This window comes from Mycobacterium spongiae, assembly GCF_018278905.1.
In the GTDB taxonomy this organism is placed as follows: Bacteria; Actinomycetota; Actinomycetes; order Mycobacteriales; family Mycobacteriaceae; genus Mycobacterium; species Mycobacterium spongiae.
On record NZ_CP046600.1, the window covers coordinates 4231159 to 4253120 of the forward strand.

The 21962-nt window shown below is 65.5% G+C and carries 26 protein-coding genes and 1 pseudogene; 12 read left to right on the top strand and 15 right to left on the bottom strand.

Going from position 1 to position 21962, the window contains the following annotated elements; genetic code table 11:
• Nucleotides 1–14: 14 nt before the first annotated feature.
• Nucleotides 15–1901 carry a translational GTPase TypA gene (gene typA / locus F6B93_RS17135; protein WP_211699566.1) on the bottom strand — a complete coding sequence of 629 codons (1887 nt, stop codon included), beginning with the start codon at nucleotides 1899–1901 and terminating at the stop codon, nucleotides 15–17.
• Nucleotides 1902–1911: 10 nt separating this feature from the next.
• A complete protein-coding gene (locus tag F6B93_RS17140; RefSeq protein WP_211696147.1) occupies nucleotides 1912–2316 on the bottom strand; it encodes a (deoxy)nucleoside triphosphate pyrophosphohydrolase in 405 nt (134 codons plus the stop codon).
• A 27-nt stretch (nucleotides 2317–2343) separates the two neighbouring features.
• On the opposite strand from F6B93_RS17140, the gene F6B93_RS17145 reads away from it, so the two are divergent.
• Nucleotides 2344–2628 (top strand): 4a-hydroxytetrahydrobiopterin dehydratase, encoded by a 285-nt coding sequence (locus tag F6B93_RS17145; RefSeq protein ID WP_211696148.1) that lies wholly within the window; start codon nucleotides 2344–2346, stop codon nucleotides 2626–2628.
• Here F6B93_RS17145 and F6B93_RS17150 read toward each other — a convergent pair.
• Complete coding sequence (locus F6B93_RS17150) at nucleotides 2625–3944, bottom strand: mannosyltransferase (protein ID WP_246540819.1); 1320 nt, start codon at nucleotides 3942–3944, stop codon at nucleotides 2625–2627. The genes F6B93_RS17145 and F6B93_RS17150 overlap by 4 nt on opposite strands.
• An 85-nt stretch (nucleotides 3945–4029) precedes the next feature.
• Between F6B93_RS17150 and F6B93_RS17155 the strand changes: the two genes are divergently transcribed.
• Together F6B93_RS17155 and F6B93_RS17160 are read left to right on the top strand one after the other, a co-directional pair.
• Nucleotides 4030–4749, top strand: a complete 720-nt coding sequence (locus F6B93_RS17155; protein WP_211696150.1) for a hypothetical protein — start codon at nucleotides 4030–4032, stop codon at nucleotides 4747–4749.
• A 44-nt stretch (nucleotides 4750–4793) separates the two neighbouring features.
• Nucleotides 4794–5945 (top strand): Rv1157c family protein, encoded by a 1152-nt coding sequence (locus F6B93_RS17160; RefSeq protein WP_211696151.1) that lies wholly within the window; start codon nucleotides 4794–4796, stop codon nucleotides 5943–5945.
• Nucleotides 5946–5976: 31 nt separating this feature from the next.
• On the opposite strand, the gene F6B93_RS17165 is transcribed toward F6B93_RS17160, so the two are convergent.
• The 4 genes from F6B93_RS17165 to F6B93_RS17180 all read right to left on the bottom strand — a co-directional run bounded on the left by F6B93_RS17165 (nucleotide 5977) and on the right by F6B93_RS17180 (nucleotide 7486).
• Nucleotides 5977–6123 (bottom strand): DUF1059 domain-containing protein, encoded by a 147-nt coding sequence (locus F6B93_RS17165; protein WP_211696152.1) that lies wholly within the window; start codon nucleotides 6121–6123, stop codon nucleotides 5977–5979.
• Nucleotides 6124–6169: 46 nt separating this feature from the next.
• A complete protein-coding gene (locus tag F6B93_RS17170) occupies nucleotides 6170–6748 on the bottom strand; it encodes an HhH-GPD-type base excision DNA repair protein (protein ID WP_211696153.1) in 579 nt (192 codons plus the stop codon).
• Between the two features lie 74 nt (nucleotides 6749–6822).
• Complete coding sequence (locus tag F6B93_RS17175) at nucleotides 6823–7020, bottom strand: DUF5302 domain-containing protein (RefSeq protein WP_211696154.1); 198 nt, start codon at nucleotides 7018–7020, stop codon at nucleotides 6823–6825.
• A gap of 22 nt (nucleotides 7021–7042) precedes the next feature.
• Entirely contained in the window at nucleotides 7043–7486 is a 444-nt protein-coding gene (locus tag F6B93_RS17180) for a PPOX class F420-dependent oxidoreductase (RefSeq protein WP_211696155.1), read from the bottom strand.
• A 77-nt stretch (nucleotides 7487–7563) separates the two neighbouring features.
• On the opposite strand from F6B93_RS17180, the gene F6B93_RS17185 reads away from it, so the two are divergent.
• Nucleotides 7564–8091 carry a DUF1697 domain-containing protein gene (locus F6B93_RS17185; protein WP_211696156.1) on the top strand — a complete coding sequence of 176 codons (528 nt, stop codon included), beginning with the start codon at nucleotides 7564–7566 and terminating at the stop codon, nucleotides 8089–8091.
• The gene (locus tag F6B93_RS17190; RefSeq protein ID WP_211696157.1) at nucleotides 8088–8921 is read left to right on the top strand and encodes a class I SAM-dependent methyltransferase; all 834 of its coding nucleotides are present in this window, start codon (nucleotides 8088–8090) and stop codon (nucleotides 8919–8921) included. The genes F6B93_RS17185 and F6B93_RS17190 overlap by 4 nt, the downstream gene beginning before the upstream one ends.
• 8 nt (nucleotides 8922–8929) lie before the next feature.
• Here the strand turns inward: F6B93_RS17190 and F6B93_RS17195 are convergent, their stop codons facing one another.
• The gene (locus F6B93_RS17195) at nucleotides 8930–9295 is read right to left on the bottom strand and encodes an Rv1152 family transcriptional regulator (RefSeq protein ID WP_211696158.1); all 366 of its coding nucleotides are present in this window, start codon (nucleotides 9293–9295) and stop codon (nucleotides 8930–8932) included.
• 37 nt (nucleotides 9296–9332) lie between these two features.
• On the opposite strand from F6B93_RS17195, the gene F6B93_RS17200 reads away from it, so the two are divergent.
• Nucleotides 9333–10046, top strand: a complete 714-nt coding sequence (locus F6B93_RS17200) for an NAD-dependent deacylase (protein WP_211696159.1) — start codon at nucleotides 9333–9335, stop codon at nucleotides 10044–10046.
• A gap of 3 nt (nucleotides 10047–10049) precedes the next feature.
• Here the strand turns inward: F6B93_RS17200 and F6B93_RS17205 are convergent, their stop codons facing one another.
• Genes F6B93_RS17205 through F6B93_RS17215 form a run of 3 tightly spaced genes read right to left on the bottom strand, consistent with a single transcriptional unit; the run spans nucleotide 10050 to nucleotide 13293 of the window.
• Nucleotides 10050–10697, bottom strand: a complete 648-nt coding sequence (locus tag F6B93_RS17205) for a methyltransferase domain-containing protein (RefSeq protein ID WP_211696160.1) — start codon at nucleotides 10695–10697, stop codon at nucleotides 10050–10052.
• Nucleotides 10694–10909: a hypothetical protein gene (locus tag F6B93_RS17210; RefSeq protein ID WP_211696161.1), complete on the bottom strand. Its 216-nt coding sequence runs from the start codon at nucleotides 10907–10909 to the stop codon at nucleotides 10694–10696. Before F6B93_RS17210 ends, F6B93_RS17205 begins: the two co-directional genes overlap by 4 nt.
• Before the next feature lie 8 nt (nucleotides 10910–10917).
• Complete coding sequence (locus F6B93_RS17215; protein ID WP_211696162.1) at nucleotides 10918–13293, bottom strand: MMPL family transporter; 2376 nt, start codon at nucleotides 13291–13293, stop codon at nucleotides 10918–10920.
• Between the two features lie 298 nt (nucleotides 13294–13591).
• On the opposite strand from F6B93_RS17215, the gene F6B93_RS17220 reads away from it, so the two are divergent.
• Nucleotides 13592–13747, top strand: a complete 156-nt coding sequence (locus F6B93_RS17220) for a hypothetical protein (RefSeq protein ID WP_211699674.1) — start codon at nucleotides 13592–13594, stop codon at nucleotides 13745–13747.
• A gap of 163 nt (nucleotides 13748–13910) precedes the next feature.
• Here the strand turns inward: F6B93_RS17220 and F6B93_RS17225 are convergent, their stop codons facing one another.
• Both F6B93_RS17225 and F6B93_RS17230 read right to left on the bottom strand, forming a co-directional pair.
• Nucleotides 13911–14672, bottom strand: coding sequence for a 3-hydroxyacyl-CoA dehydrogenase (locus tag F6B93_RS17225; protein ID WP_211696163.1), 762 nt, complete (start codon nucleotides 14670–14672; stop codon nucleotides 13911–13913).
• 66 nt (nucleotides 14673–14738) lie between these two features.
• On the bottom strand, nucleotides 14739–15842 hold the full coding sequence (locus tag F6B93_RS17230) for a CaiB/BaiF CoA transferase family protein (RefSeq protein ID WP_211696164.1): 1104 nt from the start codon (nucleotides 15840–15842) through the stop codon (nucleotides 14739–14741).
• Nucleotides 15843–16055: 213 nt separating this feature from the next.
• Between F6B93_RS17230 and F6B93_RS17235 the strand changes: the two genes are divergently transcribed.
• The gene (locus F6B93_RS17235) at nucleotides 16056–17432 is read left to right on the top strand and encodes an NAD(P)H-binding protein (protein ID WP_211696165.1); all 1377 of its coding nucleotides are present in this window, start codon (nucleotides 16056–16058) and stop codon (nucleotides 17430–17432) included.
• A 22-nt stretch (nucleotides 17433–17454) separates the two neighbouring features.
• Here the strand turns inward: F6B93_RS17235 and F6B93_RS17240 are convergent, their stop codons facing one another.
• Nucleotides 17455–18177 (bottom strand): CPBP family intramembrane glutamic endopeptidase, encoded by a 723-nt coding sequence (locus F6B93_RS17240; protein WP_211696166.1) that lies wholly within the window; start codon nucleotides 18175–18177, stop codon nucleotides 17455–17457.
• Nucleotides 18178–18417: 240 nt separating this feature from the next.
• Between F6B93_RS17240 and F6B93_RS17245 the strand changes: the two genes are divergently transcribed.
• The 4 genes and pseudogenes from F6B93_RS17245 to F6B93_RS17255 all read left to right on the top strand — a co-directional run bounded on the left by F6B93_RS17245 (nucleotide 18418) and on the right by F6B93_RS17255 (nucleotide 21108).
• Nucleotides 18418–19512: a type III polyketide synthase gene (locus F6B93_RS17245; protein WP_211699567.1), complete on the top strand. Its 1095-nt coding sequence runs from the start codon at nucleotides 18418–18420 to the stop codon at nucleotides 19510–19512.
• Nucleotides 19506–20018, top strand: coding sequence for an isoprenylcysteine carboxyl methyltransferase family protein (locus F6B93_RS17250; RefSeq protein WP_211696167.1), 513 nt, complete (start codon nucleotides 19506–19508; stop codon nucleotides 20016–20018). Before F6B93_RS17245 ends, F6B93_RS17250 begins: the two co-directional genes overlap by 7 nt.
• Before the next feature lie 8 nt (nucleotides 20019–20026).
• A pseudogene (locus tag F6B93_RS23805) lies at nucleotides 20027–20119 on the top strand (hypothetical protein); the annotation flags it as partial.
• Nucleotides 20095–21108, top strand: coding sequence for an NAD(P)/FAD-dependent oxidoreductase (locus F6B93_RS17255; protein WP_211696168.1), 1014 nt, complete (start codon nucleotides 20095–20097; stop codon nucleotides 21106–21108). The pseudogene F6B93_RS23805 and the gene F6B93_RS17255, both read left to right, overlap by 25 nt.
• Here F6B93_RS17255 and F6B93_RS17260 read toward each other — a convergent pair.
• A complete protein-coding gene (locus F6B93_RS17260) occupies nucleotides 21105–21851 on the bottom strand; it encodes a crotonase/enoyl-CoA hydratase family protein (protein ID WP_246541153.1) in 747 nt (248 codons plus the stop codon). The two genes, F6B93_RS17255 and F6B93_RS17260, sit on opposite strands and share 4 nt — an antisense overlap.
• Between the last annotated feature and the right edge of the window lie 111 nt (nucleotides 21852–21962).

A 21962-nucleotide genomic window follows, 5' to 3' on the forward strand; every position in this document is an offset into this window, starting at 1 on the left:
GTGGCGGCGCCACGCTAGCCGCGGGCCTTCGCGCGCGCCCGGCTGCGGGCTCGGGCAGTGGCATCCAACTCGACCTTGCGCACCCGCACACTCTCGGGTGTCACCTCGACGCACTCGTCCGCCGCGCAAAACTCCATGGCGCGCTCGAGGTCGAGTTCGAGCGGCTTGGCCAGCGTCTCGATGACGTCGGCCGTGGAGGACCGCATGTTGGTCAGCTTCTTCTCGCGTGTGACATTGATATCGAGATCCTCGGGACGCGGGTTGATCCCGACGACCATGCCCGCGTAGGTGTCCTGTCCGGGCTCGACGAAGAACTGACCGCGGTCAGCGAGTTGCAGCAGCGCGAACGGTGTGATGGTGCCGGATCGGTCGGCCACCAATGATCCGGTGTACCGGGCCCGGATCTCTCCCGCCCACGGCTGGTATCCGTCGAACACCGCGTGCCCGACGCCGGTGCCGCGGGTCTCGGTCAGGAAGTCGGTGCGCCATCCGATCAATCCGCGACTGGGAACGACGAAATCCATTCGGACCCAGCCGGTGGTGTGGTTGGCCATCTCCACCATGCGGCCCTTGCGCGCGGCCATCAATTGCGTGACCGCACCGACGTACTCCTCAGGGCAGTCGACGGTCATAGCCTCAACCGGCTCGTGCAGCGTGCCGTCGATCGTCTTGGTCACTACCTGCGGCTTGCCCACGGTGAGTTCAAAACCCTCCCGACGCATCTGCTCGACCAGTACCGCCAGCGCCAGTTCACCGCGGCCTTGCACCTCCCAGGTGTCCGGCGCGCCGAAGTCGACGACGCGAATGGACACGTTGCCGACCAGCTCGGCGTCCAGCCGACTTCGGACCATGCGGGCGGTGAGCTTGTGGCCGCCTACCTTGCCGGCCAGGGGCGACGTGTTGGTGCCGATCGTGACTGAGATCGCCGGCTCGTCCACGGTGATCCTGGGCAGTGCCACGGGTGTCGCGGGATCTGCCAGCGTGTCGCCGATCATGATCTCCGGCAGGCCGGCCACGGCCACGATATCGCCCGCGATGGCCTCCTCAGTCGGTTTGCGTTCGACCCCTTCAGTGGCCAGCAACTCGGTGATCTTCGCCGTGGTAATGGTTTCTTGCCCGTCCAGTTCGCGGATCCATGCGACCTGCTGGCCCTTGCGGATACGACCGTTGGACACGCGGATCAACGCCAGCCGGCCTAAGAAGGTTGACGCGTCGAGATTGGTAACCAGGGCCTGCAGCGGGACGTCCACGTCGCCCGTCGGCGGCGGTACGTGCTCCAGCAGAACGTCGAATAGTGGGTCCAGGCTGGCACCGGCGGGCACCTGACCATCGGCCGGTGCTGTGGTGCTCGCCACCCCGGCTCGACCGGACGCGTACAGCGTCGGCAGGCCCAGTGCTAGCTCCGCGGCCGCGGCCGCCTCATCGTCAAGGTCGGAGGCGACTTCGAGCAACAGGTCGTGGCTGGCTTCCACCACCTCGGCAATGCGCGCGTCGGGGCGATCTGTCTTGTTGACCACCAGAATCACCGGCAGGTGCGCGGCCAATGCTTTGCGCAACACGAAGCGGGTCTGCGGCAACGGGCCTTCGGAGGCGTCGACCAGCAACAGCACCCCGTCCACCATGGACAGCCCGCGTTCCACCTCGCCGCCGAAGTCGGCGTGCCCTGGGGTGTCAATCACATTGATCACGGTGACGGTGCCGTCGGGATCATGGCGATGCACGGCGGTGTTCTTGGCGAGGATGGTGATGCCCTTCTCGCGTTCCAGGTCGCCAGTGTCCATCACGCGTTCCTGCAGTTCACCGCGTTCATGCAGGGCGCCGGACTGGCGCAGCATCGCGTCGACGAGCGTGGTCTTGCCGTGGTCGACGTGCGCGACGATGGCGACATTGCGGAATGGCACGACGGTGATCTTAGAGGGCTTGAGCCAGGTCATTGAGCCAGCCGCGATCGGCGGGCACCCAATCGACGTCGGGCAGCTCCGCGGCCGTCACCCAGCGCAGCGCCTTGTGGTCATGGGCGTGCGGTTCGCCGCGGATCAGTCGCACGCGATATGCCCGCAGTATTGTCGTGCGGTTCAAGGCGCGGTTCAATGCAATATCGCCGCCCAGTCGGTCCCCGACCGCGACATCGCTGGCATCCAGGCCCAGTTCCTCTGCGAGCTCGCGGACGAGCGCGCCGCGCTCGGATTCGCCGGGCGCGACCTTGCCCCCGGGAAGCTCCCACCGACCGGCCAGCTCCGGTGGCCGCGACCGCTGCGCCACCAGCAGTGTGGAACCACGGATGACGGCGCCGGCAACGACGACCTGGTTCGGCATGGGCAGTGACGGTATACCGTCGAACGCATGGCTGTGTTAACGGATGACCAAGTAGACGCCGCACTGCCTGATCTCAACGGCTGGGAACGTGCCGACGGTGTCCTGCGTCGCAAAATCAAGTTTCCGACGTTTCTCGCCGGCATCGACGCTGTGCGCCGGGTTGCAGATCACGCGGAAGCTAAGGATCACCACCCCGATATTGATATCCGTTGGCGGACAGTGACTTTCATGCTAGTCACGCATTCGGCGGGCGGCATTACCCAGAACGATATCGGGATGGCGCACGATATCGACGAGATTGTCGGGGATTAGCCAGCTCGACTTCGGCTCGAGCTAGCGGCGGTTCTGCTGGTGCTGGCAATCCAACCAAAGGTGCCAAGGGTTGCCACCACGTAGACCAGCCCAGCCCAGGCCAGGTACCAGGGCCGGCTGATCTGCCAGATTGTCGGCTGCGCGAAGCTCAGCAACCAGGGCACACCGATGATGGTCAGGACCAACCACCCGCAGCCCAAGATCCGGGCGCCGCGACGCTCGGCCAGTGGCCCCTGTAGCAACCACATCATGAGCGGCACCAGCCATACCCAGTGATGGGTCCACGAGATCGGCGACAGCAGCAGCCCGAATAGCTGCACCACCAACAGCCTGCCGAGCTGATCGGAGCCTGTGCGATCGGGGCTCAGCGCCCGCCAGGCCAGGACAGCCAGCACCGCTGTAGCCGCGAGGGCGGCCACCACCAGTGGGCCAAAACCCATGTCGTGGCCAAGAATCCGCGAGAGCGCGCCACGCCAGGACTGATTGGTCGAGGTGGCGATCGGCCCGACCCGCCGCGCGTCACCCAGCAAGTCGGTGAAGTAATGGCGAGCCTGATTCCCGACGACCAGTACCGACACCGCCACCGTGGCAATAAACACGACGGCAGAAAATGCGGCGGCACGCAGGCGCCGGACGCCGAGGAAATAGATCGCGGTAATCGCCGGCGTCAACTTGACGCCGGTCGCCAGACCGACCAGCAACCCCGATAGCCACCATCGGGTGCTGCGGACCGCCCACAGCGCCGCCAGCACCAGCAGCAGATTGATCTGCCCGTAGTCGAAGTTGCTGCGCAGTGGCTCGATCCAGATGGCGATCGCCGTCCACAACATTGCAGCCGCATAACCGCTGCCCGCGGCAACACCCATCAGGCGCTGGCTGATCCGAACTACGCCATACAGCGCGCCCATGCTCCCGACCTGCCAGAGAAAAGCAACCACGCCGAACGGCAGCAGATGCAAGGGGTAGAAGACGACAGCCGCAAACGGCGGGTACGTGAACGGCAACGGGAAATCCGGTGTTTGGTCCGCGTAAACGTAGCTGTACAGCGTGCCGGGATGGTCCAGGGCCGCCGCGCCTCCCAGGTAGACGTGCAAATCGACAAAGTTTGCGCCATTGGGCACCAGATAGGTCCACATGAGTCGCGCAGCCACACTGAGGAGCAGCAGCAACGCCGCGTACGTAATCCGGGCGTCCAGCGGGATCGCTTGCGGCCGAGAGGCGCGCGCCTCCGGACCGTTTGACCTGGTGTCTATCCGCCCGACTCTAGCGATTCCGGCTAGCCGGTCACCGCCGACGCTCGTAATCGTAACGATCAAATAACCGCCACACGTGTCACTTGAGTCACATCTGTACCGCGCTAACTTCGTGCCGGGACCTGTCGCCAACCAACCAGGGAGAGTCATGCCAACCATCTGGACCTATGTACGCGCCGGCGCCGTCTTGGTCGGTTCGTCCGCCGCGCTACTGACGGGCGGTATCGCCCACGCAGATCCGGCGCCGGTGCCGGCTCCTGCTCCCGCTACCGTTCCGGCTCCCGATCCAGCTGCCGCCGCTGCCAGCATTCCGCAGCAGTTGATCAGTTCGGCCGCCAACGCGCCCCAGATTCTGCAGAACCTCGCGACGGCCCTCGGCGCCAAGCCACCGATCGCGCCGGCACCGGCCGCACCGGGCATCACTGCTACCGTCCCGGGCCTGACCCCGGCAGCGCCGGCAGCACCGGCCGGCGTCCCCGCGACAGTCCCGTCGATTCCCGGCTTGACCGCTCCGATCCCCGGAATCACCGCGCCGGCAGCCCCGGCGGCAACCCCTGCCAATCCCGGAGCAATCGCTCCGATCCCGGGGATAGCCGCGCCGGCGACAGGGGCAGCGCCAGGGGCAGTGCCAGGGGCGGCAGCGGCTCCGGCCGCAGCCCCGGGTGTCCCATCGGCGAAGGTCGACCTACCACAGTTGCCCTACCTGCCGCTGCAGGTGCCATCGCAGATTTCGCTCCCCGGCGACCTGTCCGCGCTGGCAGCGAGTGCTATGCCGGCAACACCGATTGTGGGAACTCCGCCGGTCCCGGGAGCGCCTGCGCCGGCTAGCCCGGCCGGCCCGCCGTCGCTGCTGTCCGCACTGCCCTGAGCCATCCGTAGCCGGCTGACCACTACACGAACCGGGAGAACATCGTGGCAAACACCGGGAGTCTGTTCAAGGGTTTGGCCGCCGTCGTCGTCACCTCGGCTGCCGCGTTCACGTTTTGTCCGAACGCGGCAGCCGACCCGGCGACCCCGCCGCCGCCCGGCCCCTCCCAACAGCTACCTGGCCTGCCAGCGTTAGCCCAGCTCAGTCCCATAATCCAACAAGCAGCGGGTAACCCCGCACAGGCGACACAACTACTGATGGCGGCGGCGCAGGCGTTCGTCCAAAATCCGACCGCACCCACCGAAGCCAAGAATGTTGCTTCCTCGGTGAATCAGTTTGTGGCCGAGCCAGGCAATCCCCCTCCCGGATCGCCGCCACTGGCCGTGCCGACCCCGGCTACGCCGCCGAATGCGGTCGCCCTGCCTGATGCCGGCCCGGTGCCACACGTGCCGGCGCTGGGTGTGGAACCCGGCTTCCAGTCGCACTTGCCGTCCGGCATTGATCCAACCCACGCCGCCGGCCCCGCTCCCGCACAGGCATCGGCAGCTGCCCCGCCGATCACCCACCACGGCGCATCCGCCCCAACCCCCGGACCGGCGGACGCACCCGATGCGGCGCCCGCACCGGCCGCCGCACATGCACCCGCGGCGGCCACGGCCGCCGCGCCGGCCGCGCCGGCTCCCGCGCCCGCGGCCGCTGCGACTCCCGCACCGGTCGCCGAACCCGCCCCCGCGCCGGCGCCGGAGGTCGCCGCGGCACCCGCGGCTGCGCCGGGTTTCGGCCCTGACGCTCCGCCGACCCAGGACTTTCTCTACCCCTCGATCGGCACCAACTGCCTTGCTGATGGCGGCAACTCCATCGCGACCGCACTATCGGTAGCGGGCCCCGCCACAATCCCGCTTCCCGGTCCGGGACCCGGCCAGACCGCGTATGTATTCACTGCCGTCGGCACCCCAGGGCCCGCCGATGTACAGCGGCTGCCATTGAACGTCACATGGGTGAACCTGACTACCGGCAAGTCGGGAAGCGCGACACTCACGCCGCGCGCGGACATCAACCCGGAGGGACCGACCACGCTGACAGTGATCGCCGACACCGGTTCGGGCAGCATCATGTCAACGATCTTCGGGCAGGTCACCACCAAGGACCGACAGTGCCAGTTCATGCCCACCATCGGATCAACCGTGGTGCCCTAGAACCGGGCTTGCGCGCCGCCGCAGGCGGGCGTCAATACGCCATGAACAGAATCGCGTCGCGGTCGTAATCCAATCCAGGATGAACGCTGGCAAGGTGGGCTTGGGTCAGATCGACCAAATCGTCCTCGTCCTTGCCGACGATGGCTTCGCCGCACGGACATGTGATGTGTGTCTTCACGATGCCGCCTTTCCGACTCGGGCCTACGATGACCCCTCTGGTGAGCCTACTTTTGAGCGCTCGCCTTGGCTGCCTTCATCTGCTTCTTGTGCGAGCGGACCTGCCCAAGGGTGCGAGCGTCGACGATATCGGCAACGGACATACACGTGCCGGGTTGACCGTACTCCCCAGCCGCCGCTTGCCAGCCCTGCGGCGTCACACCGTACTGCTTGCCGAGCAGCGCCAGAAAAATCTTGGCCTTCTGCTCGCCGAAACCGGGTAGCGCCTTGAGCCTGCGCAGCAACTCTTTGCCGTCCGGCTCACCGGCTGACCACACGGCGGCCGCGTCCCCGTCGTACTGGTCCACAACGATCCGCGCGAGCGCCTGGACACGCTTGGCCATCGATCCGGGAAAGCGATGGATGGCAGGCTTTTCCGAGCACAGGGCAGCGAACTTGTCCGGGTCGTGGTCGGCGATCTCGCCAGCATCGAATCCACCCATTCGGTCGGCGATCTTCTTGGGCCCGGCGAAGGCGGTCTCCATCGGAACCTGCTGGTCGAGCAACATCCCGACCAGCAACGCAAACGGGTTCGAGTCCAACAGCGCGTCGGCGGCTGGATCCTGGACAAGCTGCAGTTTCGGCATCCGCCTAGTCTAGAACCGTTCTTGACAACCGCCCGGTGAGCATCGATTCGGATGGCTCGGGTGGCTCGGATGTGCTAGCCGCTCTTGCGGCGAAACTCCCGGCGGTTCTCAACGGGACCATGCGCGCGGGACTGCTTGCCGCCGCCATCCTTGTGATCAGATCCGCCGGACGAATGGGCCAGCTTGCGGTCAAGGGCTTCACGGAACTTGCGTTTGGTCGCGTCCTCTTCCCCAGAAGCTTCGGACTCTTGCGGGGACTTCGATTCAGCCATACCCGGAGCCTAACCCGGGTTGCTAGCGCATACCTGGGGGCAGGCCATATACATGCGAGATCGGCAGCGTCAGCAACACGCGACGATCGGTGACCATGGCCTGTCGATATTCGTCCCAGTCCGGATGCTCACCGGCGATGTTGCGATACAAGGCGATCAGCGCTTCCACCGTCTCGTCAGCGGGCGCCGCCGCGGGAGGCGTCAGTTCCGCGGTCCCCTCAGCAACCGCGTAGGACCATCCGTCGTCAGCATCGACGAGGATCGATGCCCGTGGGTCGCGCCGCAAGTTGCGGGTCTTGGCCCGCGGTTCGGTGATCGAGACTTGCAACACCAATCCGCGCGGGTCGAAATGATATTGAACATTGGACAATTGCGGGCGCCCGTCACGTTTGATGGTGGCCAGCACCCCGATGGAGTTCCCGCTGATGACCGCCAACAGCTTGTCGTCGAAGACGTCGCGTCCCATGACGAAAGCCTACGTCGGGTGTCCAGCTGTTCGGTCCCGGATCTCTTCGTTGCTCAGTGGCCTGATGGAATGGGATCGTGGCTCGATTCGCGGCGTTCCTACGCGGCGTCAACGTTGGGGGCATCAACCTCGCGATGTCCGAGGTGGCCGCCGCGTTGACGGGCGCGGGTTTCGCCAACGTGCGGACCATCCTGGCCAGCGGCAATGTGTTGCTCGATTCCTCCTCCGGGGTCGCAGCCGTGCGGCAGACAGCCGAATCCGCGTTGCGGGAAAGATTCGGCTACGACGCGCGGGTGCTGGTCTACGACATCGACACGCTGCGTAGCATCGTCGAGGCCTACCCGTTCGAACGCGAGGTCGACGGATACCAGTCCTACGTCACGTTTGTCGCCGATACCGCAATGCTCAGGGAGCTAGCCGAGCTCGCCCAGCAGGCCGGATCCAAAGAAGAGATCTGCGCTGGCCCCGATCCTGGTGTCATCTACTGGCAGGTCCCCAAGGGCAGCACCCTGAACAGCACCATCGGGCAGACCATGGGCAAGAAGCGCTACAGGTCGTCGACGACGACGCGCAACTTGCGCACCCTGGATAAGGTGTTGCGGTGAGCCGCGACGAGCCAGCACGACGCAAAGTCACCCTGTCCGGAGTGTCCGAGACGGCCCTGCTGACGCTGAACGCGCGGGCCTCTGAGGCGCGCCGGGACGACCGGATCATCGAGGATCCGTTGGCGATAGCCTTGGTTGACTCGATCGAGTTCGACTTCGGCAAGTTCGGCCCCACCCGTCAGGACTTCGCATTGCGAGCGCAGGCCTTCGACGGCCAAGCACTGTCCTATCTCGACCAACACCCGTCGGCCACCGTTGTGGCGCTGGCTGAGGGGCTGCAAACCAGCTTCTGGCGTTTGGACGCAGCCCGCCCCAACGGCCAGTTCCATTGGCTCACGGTTGATCTGCCTCCGATTATCGATATCCGATCCCAGCTGCTGCCGACTTCGCCGCGAGTCTCGGTCTGCGCCCAATCCGCGTTGGACTACAGCTGGATGGATTCCGTTGACCCCTCCGGCGGCGTGTTCATCACGGCCGAAGGTCTGCTGATGTACCTGGAACCCGAACAGGCGCTCGGGTTGATCGCCCAGTGCGCCAGAAAGTTTCCGGGTGGCCAGATGCTTTTCGACTTGCCGCCGCGCTGGTTTTCGCTGTGGAGCCGCCTCGGCATGCGCACCTCGCTGCGCTACAAGGTGCCGCGGATGCCGTTCAGCCTGTCCTCGGCGCAGGCCGCGGACCTGGCCAACAGCGTGCCGGGTATTCGCGCCGTTCGTGATCTGCAGTTGCCGCAAGGCCGCGGGCTGCTGTTCAACAAGGTGCTGTCCACGGTGTACCGCATGGGAGTCCTCGACGCATTGCGTCCGTGTCTGACCCTGCTGGAATTCGGCTAGCGCGCGAGTCAGTCGTCGGGCTCGTTAGCGAGGTAGCGCATCGCGTCGGACTTGGTCAGCCCCAATGCCCGGGCGACTTCGACATACTCATGGGCGGCGGCTGCCATCGCGGCATCGGTCGGATCGAATCGAGAGATGAAGGTGCCGAAGCGCCCCCGTGTTTCGACGATCGCCGCCGACTCCAGCTCGCGATAGGCACGCGCCACCGTATTTGCCGCGACCCCAAGCTGGCCGGCCAGGTCCCGCACCGTCGGGAGCCGAGTGCCGGGCGGCAACGCGCCGGCGCGAACTCCGTCGATGACCTGTGTTCTGAGCTGGTCGAACAGCGGTTTGCCCGCCTTCACGTCGACCCTTAACAAATCTCGCAGCTCCACATACTCAGTATCCAACAAGCACGGCTATGTTTGTGGGATGCGAGTAGCGGTGCTTAGTGGGGCCGGGATCTCGGCGGAGAGCGGCGTACCGACGTTCCGCGACGACAAGAACGGCCTATGGGCACGTTTTGACCCCTACGAGTTGTCCAGCACCCAAGGATGGGAGAGCAATCCGCATCGGGTGTGGGGATGGTACTTGTGGCGCCACTATCTGGTGGCCGATGTCGAACCAAACGACGGACACCGCGCAATCGCCGCCTGGCAAGACCATGCCGAAGTCAGCGTCGTCACCCAGAATGTCGACGATCTGCACGAGCGCGCCGGCAGCAGTGAGGTGCATCATGTGCACGGCAGCCTATTCGAATTCTGTTGCGCCCGTTGCGGCGAGCCGTATTCGGAGGCACTTCCCGAGATGCCCGAACCCGCATTGGAGGTGGAGCCACCGGTTTGCGGCTGTGGTGGTTTGATCCGGCCCGACATCGTGTGGTTCGGTGAGCAGCTGCCCCAGGGGCCATGGCAAGCCGCGGTCGAAGCGGCAGCAGCCGCCGACGTCATGGTCGTGGTAGGGACCTCCGCGATCGTCTACCCTGCCGCCGGGCTACCCGACCTGGCGTTGGCCCGCGGCACGCCGGTCGTCGAGGTCAACCCCGAACCAACGCCCTTGTCCGGGAGCGTAACGATCAGCATTCGCCAGACGGCCAGCCAAGCCCTGCCCGGGTTGCTAGCGCGGCTACCCGCGCTACTGAAGTAGCACCTAGCGAGCGCGTGCCCGGCCCAGCGCGAGCTCTGACACCGGCGAAGGCACCCAGGCGGGGTAGGTCCACTCCCGCCGGGCGCTGTCCACGTCGAATCCGGCGTCGACGATCGCGCGTTCGGTATCGCGATGCGTGTGGCAGTTGCCCGCCACTTTCGGCCAAAATGTCGCGTCGACAAACCGCTGCGCCACGCCCCGCACGCCGGCGCTAGCCACATGCTCGAGATACCGCAGCTGTCCGCCCGGGCGCAATAGTGCACGCAGTCGCCGCAGCACCGCGTCGGGGTCCGCGACGGAGCACAGCACCAGCGAGCAGACGACCGCGTCGAACTTCTCGCTGTCGCTGAACTCCTCTGCGGTCTTGTCAGTCACGACGATGCGACTCGGCGCGCCGGCCGCGGCCACGCGTGCCCTGGCCGCCAACCGCGGCTCGGGCTCGGTAGCGATGACCGTGTCGACGGACTGCGGATAGTAGCCAAAGTTCGTCCCGACCCCCGCGCCCACCTCCAGCACGCGCCCCGACAGGCCCGCCAGATTCTCCTGGCGCAGGGCCCGTACCCGTGCGACCTCGTGGGCGGCGACAAACGGCCAGATTCTGGCGAAGAACGGGTGGTTGACCTTCGCCGGCGAAGCCGGGCGTGACCTCATAGCCGTGGTTCCTCCCGACGCGCCTCGTCGCCGTTGGGCCGCTGGGCATAGTTCCGCTCGTGGGTGCCGGGCGGCACCCAGTCGGCCAGCTGCCGGGCCGTGGCGTCGGCGCCAACCAACCCCGTTACCCTATGGCTGCGCTGCATCGCGCCTAGCACCCGGTCGGCGAACGCGCCAGCATCGCCGGACGGCAGGTGCCCTTTGGCGGCCAACAGGGCCGCTACCCTATGGGCCCCGCCGCGGCAGGGACCGGCTCAGCACCGCTTGGCAACCGAATCTCGTCCGCCCGACTGGCCTGTGGATCGCGGCTCGAAACCGGCTCCACCGGCTCCACCGGCTCGCCAGCCTCCTCGAGGCCGAAGCGGTCGTGGAGCCATACCAGGGGCCGAGGCGCCCACCAGTTCCAGCGCCCCATGACATGCATGAACGCGGGAACCAGGACCATCCGCACGAGCGTGGCATCTGCCGCCACCGCGATGGTCAGGCCGAGACCGAACATCCGCATGAACGAGACGTGGGCGGAGATCAAAGCAGCAAACGACAGCGACATCACCAACGCCGCAGCGGTGATCACCCGGCCAGTGCGGGCCACGCCGAGTGCCACACTCTCGTCGTTGGCGGCGTGGGCTTCGGCTGCGGTCGGCCTGGCAGGTCGAGCGGCTCCGGAATTCAGCCAGTACTCGCGGATCCTGGAAACCAGGAACACCTCGTAGTCCATGGACAACCCGAACGCGATACAGAACAACAGCACCGGCATGTTGGCTACCAGCGTCCCGCTCGGCGTTGTCCCGAGCGCTCCGAGGTGGCCGTCTTGGAAGATCCACACCAGCGCGCCGAACGCCGCGGTCAACGAGAGGACATTGAGCGCCAGCGCTTTCACCGGCAGCACTACGCTGCCGGTGAGCAGGAACAGCAAGATGAACGTAATGGCGGCCATCAGGCCCAAGACCAGCGGAAGCTGGTCCAGCACCGCATCGACGCTGTCGCGGTTGACCTGCGCCACACCGGCCATCTCGACCGATCGGCCGGCGGGTCCAGCGACCTCGTGCAGCTGCGTGAGCTGGGTGTCGGAGGCAGGCGAAAACAATCGCGCGGTGCTGTTCACACTCAGGAACGCGCTGCCGTCAGCGAACCCGGTCGCTCCGGCGGGCGGCCCTACCCGGATTCCGTCCACGAACGTGCCCGTCGGCGCCGTCACCGAGGACACGTCGCGCACCCGCGATAGGGCGGCAGCATAGCGTTCGAGGTCGGCCGAGCTCAGACCACGAGCGTCAGGCACGACGACGGGCACGACCGTCGCGGGATCGTGCGCGAAGTCCGTGCGCAGGATGTCACCGACTTGGTGCGACGACGCCGACTGCGGCAGCACCCGGTCGTCCGGGAATCCCCACTTCACTGAGAAGAATGGCAATCCGAGCAGCACAAGCAGCGTGACGACAGCCGCGCCGGCCGGCAGCCAGTGGCGCATCACGAATTTGCTCGACCGGTACCAGAACAGCCGGTTGACCGGTTTGGGCGTGGGTTCTGGGCGGCCCAGCAGCCGGCGCCCAAACCGGCGCACATCGAACGCATCCAGACGAGGACCCAGCAATGTGATCGCGGCCGGGGTGATCACGATCGATGCGGTCGCGACGAAGGCGACCGTGGCGACACCGGCATAGGCGAACGACTTCAGGAAGTACATCGGGAACAGCACCGTCACCGACATCGACAGCGCCACGGTGACCGCGGAGAACAGCACCGTCCGTCCGGACGTGACCATGGTCCGGATCAGCGCCTGGTCTCGGTCACTGCCCGCGGCAACCTCGTCGCGATAGCGGCTGACGATCAGCAGCGTGTAGTCAATAGCCAACGCCAGGCCCAAAGCGGTGCTCAGGTTCAGCGCGAAGATCGACACTGTGGTGGCAAACGTGACGAGTCGCAACACCGCCATGGATCCGACCACGGCCAGCGCGCCCAAAGCGACGGGCAGTCCGGCGGCCAACAAACCACCAAAAACCCAGACCAGCACCAGGAAGCTGAGCGGCATCGCGATCAACTCCATCGTCAGCAGATCCTTTTCGTTCTGCTCGTTGATCTGGGCGTACTCCATCGCGGAGCCACCGGTACGAACAGTGACGCCGTCCCGGTCGTGGACGATCTCGTCGGTCAGAGTGTCGGCGTTCTTCTGCGCGTTGTTCTCGCCGCCTTTGACGTTGACCACGATCAAGCCCGACTTGCCATCGACGCTGACCAGATCGGCTGAAGCGTCGGGAGCCCCGGCAGTTGGTCCATTCCACGGTGACGTCACGTTGTACACCAACGGCGACCGTTGCAGCTGGTTGACGATGTCGGTGCCGGCCTCGCGGGCCTGTGCACTGTCAACGCCGGCGGGTGCCGTGACCACGATCAACAGCTTCTGACCGCTCTCCCCGAACTTTTCGGTCAACACGTCGATTGCCTGAGCCGACTCCGAGTCCGGATCCTGGAAGCCGCCCGCGGACAGGCTCTTTGCGACCGGGAGTCCGAATACGGCGGCGGCGATGAAGACCAGGACCGCTAACCCGATGATTTGGCGTGGCGCCGCGATGGCGAATCGAGCGATCCGGTCGAGCATGTTGCGTCCCTCCGCCGCCGGTGCCCACCACGAAGGCCGGCACCATGTCCGCGGTAACTAATCGGCGATAAGTTACGGTGTCTAAACAACACCTGCCCCTAGTCACGAGAGCGGGCAGCCCGATGGTTCACCCGATTTCAGATTCGCCTCGCAGGTATTCCCAACACTGCTGGTCATGAGGGTTGCGACCCGCTGCATGCTAGGTGGGACCGCCATGTTTACGCGGTCGATGCGCAGCCACCCTACCCGTCGGTAATAATTGCCACTGTTTTCCGAATTGTGACTCAAGGATTCCTTAATGGAGACCCATAGGCTCGGTGCCATGTGGATCGACGACTCGAGTGCCGACGTCATCAAGGCTGACTTCGAGGCTCTCTACCACGGCGACATGCTGGTAGAAGGCGAGACCTCGGAGCAGCTGGACGACTGGCACCCACTGCTTAACGCAAGCTGAGCCACACCATGGGCATGCTTGCGCGGCTACTTATGGCCGAACCCGCCGTCAGTCGTTGGTTTCGTCGGTAGCGTTCGCTACCGGATCCTTTTCCTTCATGGAACCCTCCGCCATGCGGAGGGTTTTTTTGGGTCTTGGGTTGGGGTCTTGGGGTGGCCCGCGCCTAGCGCGGCGCCATACGGATGGCGCCGTCCAGTCGGATGACCTCGCCGTTGAGCATCGGGTTTTCGATGATGTGCACTGCCAGCGCCCCATACTCATCTGGGTTGCCCAGCCGTGATGGGTGCGGTACCTGCTTGCACAGGGATGCCTTGGCCTCCTCCGGCAATGAAGCCAATAGCGGCGTGTCGAACAGCCCGGGTGCGATCGTGACTACCCGGATCCGGTGGCTGGCCAGGTCACGGGCGATTGGCAGCGTCAGACCGGCCACTCCGCCTTTAGAGGCTGAGTAGGCGGCCTGGCCGATCTGGCCGTCGAACGCGGCCACCGATGCGGTGTTGATAATGACGCCGCGCTCTTCCCCATTGCCACCGATAGGTTCGGTCTTGGCGATCCTCTCAGCCGCTAGCCGCAGCACGTTGAATGTGCCAACCAGATTGATGTTCACGATCTTTTGGAACGCCGCCAACGGAAAGACGCCGTCGCGGCCGAGGATGCGAATCGAGTTGCCGGTGCCAGCGCAATTGACGACGACGCGCAGCGGGCCCAGCGAGTCCGCGGTGTCTAGGGCGCTGGTGACGGCGGCCTCGTCGGTGACATCGGCCCTCACGAAATGCGCGCGATCGCCGAGTTCACCGATCACGTCTCCGCCTTTGAGGTCGAGCACGACCACGAGCGCTCCCGCGTCCAGCAGCCGTTTCGTCGTGGCCAGGCCCAGCCCTGACGCCCCACCGGTGACGACTGCTACGGCGTCGTTGATTTCCACTCGATTCCTCCTCGTGATCAGGCCCCTTGATCGGGCCCCACCCACCAAGCGTCCGGCTGGCTGAGGTTATGCCCAATCGTTGAGTATTGCTTCGCCATCTGTCGCGGGCGCAGCCGGGCGGGGCTCGCTTGGCGCTGTGCGGGAAAACCGTGGCGCCGGCATCGGCTGCAACCCGCCGTTCGCGTCGTAAAAGGTGTTCCGTTCGGTGATGTGCGGCTCGGTATGCACCTCGCCGAACGCTAGGACCGGGGTCACACAGGCATCGGAATCAGCGAACACCTCCCTCCAATGGTCGCGGTCATGTTTGGCGAACGCCTCGGTCAGCAGAGCACGCAGTTCAGGCCAGCGCGCGGCATCGTTCTGTGGGGGCAAGTCGGCACCCTCGAGCCCCAACCCAGCCAGCAGGGCCGCATAAAACTGCGGTTCGATCGCGCCGACCGCGACATAGCGGCCGTCGGCGCACTCGTAGGTGTCGTAGTACGGTGCGCCGCCATCGAGCATGTTCGTGCCGCGGACGTCGGACCAAAGTCCGCTCGCACGCATCGTCCACATCATCTGCACCAGCACGCTGGACCCGTCAACCATCGCGGCGTCAACAACCTGCCCCTTTCCCGAGCTCTGTCGCTCCCAGAGGGCGGCCAGGATGCCAACCAACAGGAACATCGAGCCGCCACCGAAGTCGCCGACCAGGTTCAGCGGTGGGACGGGTCGCTCATTGACCCGACCGATGGCATGCAGGATGCCATTCAGCGAGATGTAATTGATGTCGTGTCCGGCCTGCTGACTACGTGGACCTACTTGGCCCCATCCAGTCATGCGGGCATAGATCAAGCGGTCATTGACCCGTGCGCAGTCCTCGGGTCCCAGGCCGAGCCGTTCGGTAACGCCGGGGCGGTAACCCTCGATCAACACGTCGGCTCGGGCGACAAGTTTGAGCACAAGCTCGCGCCCTGTTTCGGACTTGAGATCAGCGGTGACGATTCGCCGGTTGCGCATCATGGCGTCTCTGGTGACGCCACCCGATCCGCGACCGCCTTTGCGTGGGCGATCGACGCGCACCACGTCAGCGCCCAGGTCTCCCAGAATCATCGCCGCATGCGGACCCGGCCCGATGCCGGCCAATTCCACAACACGCAAACCGTTCAGAGGCCCGTTGCCGATTCCCGCCATCTGTACCGACCTTTCATTGCATCGTGGGTCGCGGTCTAGATCTAGTCGCATCGAACACCCAGTGATTGCATCCTCCCAGGCCGCCAGTCTGACACCGGTCGAAGGTGTTGATGTCACTGTGAGCGGCGGGGGTTACTCACCCTGGTGTGAGCCAGCCGTCCTTACTGCCGGTTGATCCGAATCAGTAACATCTGCGGGCAGAACGGAGACCCGATGTCGGCAAAACAGGTTAGCTGCCTCGTGTCTGGCGCCACCGGTTACATAGGTGCCCGGCTGGTGCCACGACTGCTCGACGAAGGCCACCGCGTTCGCGCGCTGGCCCGCGACCCGAGGAAGCTGGCGAACGTGCCCTGGCGAGAGCGCGCTGAGCTGGCACGGGGTGACTTGGGTGATGTCAACTCACTGATCGCGGCTTTCGACGGTATGGACGTTGTCTACTACCTGGTGCACTCGATGGGCACATCGAAGGACTTCGCCGCCGAGGAAACCCGCGCCGTGCGCAACGTCGTGACGGCCGCTCGTCGCACCGGGGTGCGGCGCGTGGTGTATCTCAGCGGCCTGCATCCGGAAGACCGCAAGCTCTCGCCGCACCTCGAGTCCCGCAAAGCCGTAGGCGACGCGCTGATCGATTCCGGCATCGAGACGATGGTGCTGCAGGCTGGGGTGGTCGTCGGGTCGGGCTCGGCGTCGTTCGAGATGGTCAGACACCTCACTGACCGATTGCCGGTGATGACCACGCCGAAGTGGGTACACAACCGAATACAACCCATCGCAATTCGCGACGCGTTGCACTACTTGGTGGCTGCGGCCACGGCTACAGTGCCTTGTTCGCGAACATGGGACATCGGCGGCCCCGACGTGTTGGAGTACGGCGACATGATGCAGCTCTATGCCGAGGCTGCGGGCCTGCATCGCCGCTACTTGATCGTGCTGCCGTTTCTGACGCCGACCATAGCCAGCTTGTGGATTGGAACGGTGACTCCGATCCCCCCGGGTCTGGCGCGGCCGCTGATCGAATCGCTGGAGTGTGACGCGGTGATGCGCAACACCGATATCGACACCATCATCGAGCCGCCGCCAGGTGGTCTCACCGGGTATCGCCGCGCGGTCGCGTTAGCACTCAACCGGGCCGCGCAGGGGCTTCCCGATGCGACCTGGGCGTCCTTGCTGTCGGAGCCCGCCGAGCCAGTGCCCAGCGATCCGGACTGGGCCGGCGAAATTGTGTACACCGATGTGCGCACCGTCGCGACCAGCGCGCAACCCGAGCAAGTGTGGAAGGCGGCGGAGGACGTCGCCAATACCACCAGGTGGTACTCGGTAGTGCTCGCACCGCGGCGCCGCGGCCAGCGGTGGAGCGTGGCCGAGCGCACTTTGGGTGTGCTGCGGCTGCGGGCTCGGACACGGTCACCAGGACCAGCGTGGCTGGAGTTCGCTGTCGCACCACAACACGAGCTGGACAGCGGTTACATGCAACGGGCGATCGTCTTTCCGCGCGGCCTGCCGGGCCGGGTGTACTGGCTGATAACGCGGCCGCTCTACGCCGCCGCGCTGCGCGCACTAGCACGCGACATCATCGCGTCGGCCCGATAGCCGGCGGTTCGCGGCGCGGTGGTCAGACGCCGAACAACGGTGGCAGCGCGAGGATCACGACCAGGCTAAACATCAGATGGGTCAGTATCGGGGCCAACACGCCGCCTGTCGAGCGCCGCTCCCACGCACATACGGTGCCGAGGATGATCGCGGCGAATCCCAGTATCAGGTTGGCGCTGGCCATGATGGCACCGATGTAGACGATGGTCGAAACGGTGACCGGATAGAACCCCCCCAAGGCGGTGTACACCGCACCGCGGAAGAACATCTCTTCGGCGATGCCGTTGACTAATGCGATTGTCAGCACCAGTAACACCGGTCCGTGACTCGCAAATTGCAGCACCCGGATCACCAATGCTGAAGCCGCTGGAATTTCCCTGGCCACCAATCCGCCCACCACAAAGACACCTCCGAGGAGCAGACCGACGGTGGTGCCAGTGATGACCGGACGCTGGTTACGACCGCGCCAATGGATACCACCCAGATGCAACGGCCCGGAAGCGAGCGCCCCGAGGGTCCACACCGCCGCCAGAGCCAGCGTCAGCCAGTAGAAGGTCGACTCGCCGGGGCGCCTGCTCATGGCCAGCCCCATCACCACAGCGCCAATCGCCAGCACGATGCAGACGACCACCCGTCGCCGCAACACCACCGAGGGCGCTTCATGATGTGGCACAGCGACATTGGTGATTGCGTGGCGCAGCTCGTCGAGCATGCTGCTGTGGTAAGGCGAGGTGGACTGGCTCATACGTGGCAGGCTTTCGGGCTCAGAGTGGTCTGGGGATCCAGGCTAGTTCCTGAAGCAGCGGTGAGCGTGCCCGGGGACGATCTGCACCGGATTGCGGAAGGTGGATCCCGGAGTCCGATTGCCACGCCTGATCTACCTCGGGTGAGATGGCGTCCCGCCAAGGAGTGTGACCTGACGCTGAACCTAAACGGTTGCACTAACGTAACTTCCTACATGGATAGGATCACAGGCGGCAGAACCATGTGCCTCGGTGTTCAGACACCGAGGGCCACTCAGTCAGCAAGCAGGCCGGCAAACCCCGCGGTAGCGGGCGTGGCCGTGCAATTCCCACCGCACCGCTATCGCCAAGAAGAAGCTATTGGGGCGCTCACCGATTTCGCCGGCCCGGAGTTTCGACGGTTCGCGCTCAGCAGCGGCGTCGAGGCGCGCCACACGGCACTGCCGCTCTCGCGCTACGGGAAGCTCAGCGGCTTCACCGAGGCAAACGACGCCTTCGTCGATGTTGCCCTCGACTTGGGCGAGCAAGCGCTGCTGGCGGCACTCGATAACGCCGAGGTCAAACCGTCGGAGGTCGACATCATCTTTTCGACGACGGTGACCGGACTCTCCGTACCCACATTGGAAGCGCGATTGGCGGCCCGCGTCGGGCTGCGTGAGGACGTCAAACGGGTCCCGCTGTTCGGGCTGGGATGCGTGGCCGGCGCCGCCGGCGTGGCGCGCATGCACGACTACCTGCGAGCGTTTCCGGACCAGGTCGCAGCGCTGCTCGCGGTTGAATTGTGCTCACTGACCATTCAGCGCCAAGACAATTCGGTGGCCAACTTGGTTGCCACGAGCCTCTTTGGCGACGGCGCAGCCGCGGTGATCACCAAGGGCGGCTCCCTCGCCGCACCGGGCAACACAGGGCCGCGTGTGCTCGCCACCCGCAGCCGGATCTACCCCGACACCGAAGAAGTGATGGGCTGGAGGATCGGCAGCGACGGCTTTCGGATCGTCTTGTCGGTCGATGTCGCGACCGTCACTGAGAAATACCTCGGCGAGGACGTCCGCCAGTTTCTGGCCGACTATGGGCTGACCACGCAGGACGTGACAACGTGGGTGTGTCACCCTGGTGGGCCCCGCGTGATCGAGACCGTCGAGAACGTGTTGGACCTACCCGTGAACGCGCTGGACCACACGCGAAACTCCCTGCGCGACAACGGGAACCTGTCATCGGTGTCAGTCCTGGATGTCCTTCGAGCCAATATGGCCGATCCGCCGCAGGCTGGTTCGATTGGGCTGATGATCGCAATGGGGCCAGCCTTCTGCTCGGAGCTGGTGCTGCTCCAGTGGTAGAGCGCTGGTACTACCTGCTGGTCCTAGCGGTCGCCATCGAACGCTTGGCGGAACTGGTAGTGGCGCGGCGCAATGCGCGGTGGTCTTTCGCCCAGGGCGGCAAGGAGTTTGGCCGGCAGCACTACCCGGTAATGGTTGTGTTGCACACGGCGCTGCTGCTGGGCTGTCTGGTCGAACCATGGGCGCTGCATCGACCGTTCCTGCCGTGGCTGGGCTGGCCGATGCTCGCGGTGGTAGCAGGAAGCCAGGGCCTGCGCTGGTGGTGTGTCAAGTCGCTGGGCTCACACTGGAACACCCGGGTTATCGTCGTGCCGCATACCCCACTAGTTCACCGGGGTCCCTATCGTTGGATGCATCACCCGAACTATGTTGCGGTGGTGGCCGAAGGGTTCGCGCTGCCGCTGGTGCACACGGCGTGGCTGACCGCGCTCGCTTTCACCCTGGCCAATGCGCTGTTGCTGACCGTGCGCTTGCGGGTAGAAAATTCGGTTCTGGGCCACGCATGACGACGTGCGCCAGCAACGATGCAGTGGGGGTACCGCCCGCCTGCGGGAGACGAAGCGATGAGGAGGAGCGGCGCTCATGGCATACGACACCGACCTGCTGATCGTCGGCGGCGGCCCCGCAGGCCTCGCCACCGCCTTACACGCGCGCCAGCAGGGACTTTCTGTGATCGTCGCCGAACCTCGGGACAACCCCATTGACAAGGCATGCGGCGAGGGCCTCATGCCCGGCGGGCTGTCGGAATTGACCGCGCTCGGCGTGGACCCGGCCGGTATGCCGTTTCGGGGCATCGCGTACGTGAGCCAACGCCGAAGGGCCGAGGGTTTGTTCCGCAGCGGGCCAGGCCGCGGCGTGCGGCGCACCACGCTGCACGCCGCGCTCGCGGCGCGGGCCAAGGAGCAGGACACTGAGTGGATCCAGGCACGAGTGAGCAGTGTTACTCAAGACGCCCACGGCGTAGCGGCCGCCGGGGTGCGCGCAAAGTGGTTGGTAGCAGCCGATGGACTGCACTCGGCCGTTCGGCGCAGCGTCGGGATCACAGCGACCGCCGGCACCCCTCGACGTCACGGCCTGCGCTGGCACTATCACGTTCCGGCGTGGTCGGAATTCGTCGAGGTTCATTGGTCGCGGTGGGGTGAGGCGTACGTGACGCCGGTGGAGCCTGACCTGGTCGGCGTCGCGATTCTGTCCCGGCAGCGACCGGAACTCGACTGGTTCCCGTGGCTTGCGGAGCGCCTGGATGGTGCCAGCCGCAGCCGGGCGCGTGGTTGCGGCCCGCTACGGCAGGTGGTCACCCGACGCGTCGCGGGACGGGTGCTTTTGGTTGGCGACGCGGCGGGATACGAGGACGCACTGACCGGCGAGGGCATCAGCCTGGCCGTGAAGCAAGCCGCGGCGGCGGTCCGCGCCATCGTCGACGATGCGCCGACTTCCTATGAGGCGGCATGGCGCCGGGTTACCCGCGACTACCGACTGATTACCCGCGGGCTGGTCCTGGCCAGCACGCCGCGTGTGACCCGACGGGCCATCGTGCCGGCAGCCGCGCTCCTCCCGGCCGTGTTTCAACGGGCAGTGAATGTCCTGGCGTCCTAACGGGCTTTCCAGACCGGATCCCGCTTCTCGGCGAACGCCAACGGCCCCTCCCTGGCATCTTCGGATCTGATCAAGGTGCGCATCTCGCGCATAGTGCGCTCCCAACCCACTTCTTCGTCGGTGACGATGCCATCATCGACCCCGTAGGCGATGCGTTTGCTGGCCTGAACGGACAACGGTGCGTTGACCGTCACCCGCGCCGCCAACGCCAGAGCCGCGTCTACAACCGAACCGTCGCTGACGACCTGGTTGATCAAGCCCCACTGGCACGCTTGGGATGCGGTGAGCGGCTCGCCTGTCAACAGCAGCTCCATCGCCACTTTCCGCGGCAATTGGTTCACGATCCGGAAAACACCGCCCGCCGCGGCGATCAGCCCTCGTTTGACTTCCGGCAGCCCGAACGTGGCGCGCTCGTCGGCCACCACCAGATCACTGGCCAGAGCCAGCTCGGTCCCACCGCCAAGCGCGGTGCCGTTGACCGCGGCGATGGTCGGCTTATCTATGAAATGGTGCACGTATCCCGCGAATCCCCATTCCCCGTGGTCGGGGTGGTACAGGTTCTCGCGACGCGCGATGGCCTTGAGATCGGCCCCGGCACAAAACGACTTGTCACCGGCGCCAGTGATCACCACAGCGCGTACGTCGGGGTTTTGGTGCGCTTCTTCAAGGGCGTCCCCGACCGCGATGCTGACCGCACCGTTGACCGCATTACGGGCCTCGGGCCGATTGATCGTAATGATCATGACGTTGCCACGGAGCTCCAGTAGAGCCGCCTGCTGATCATCGACGTTTGTCACAGCACCTCCAGGAGGGCATCGGCCGGACCGGCCCTTCCCACATGGTCGGCACGCCAG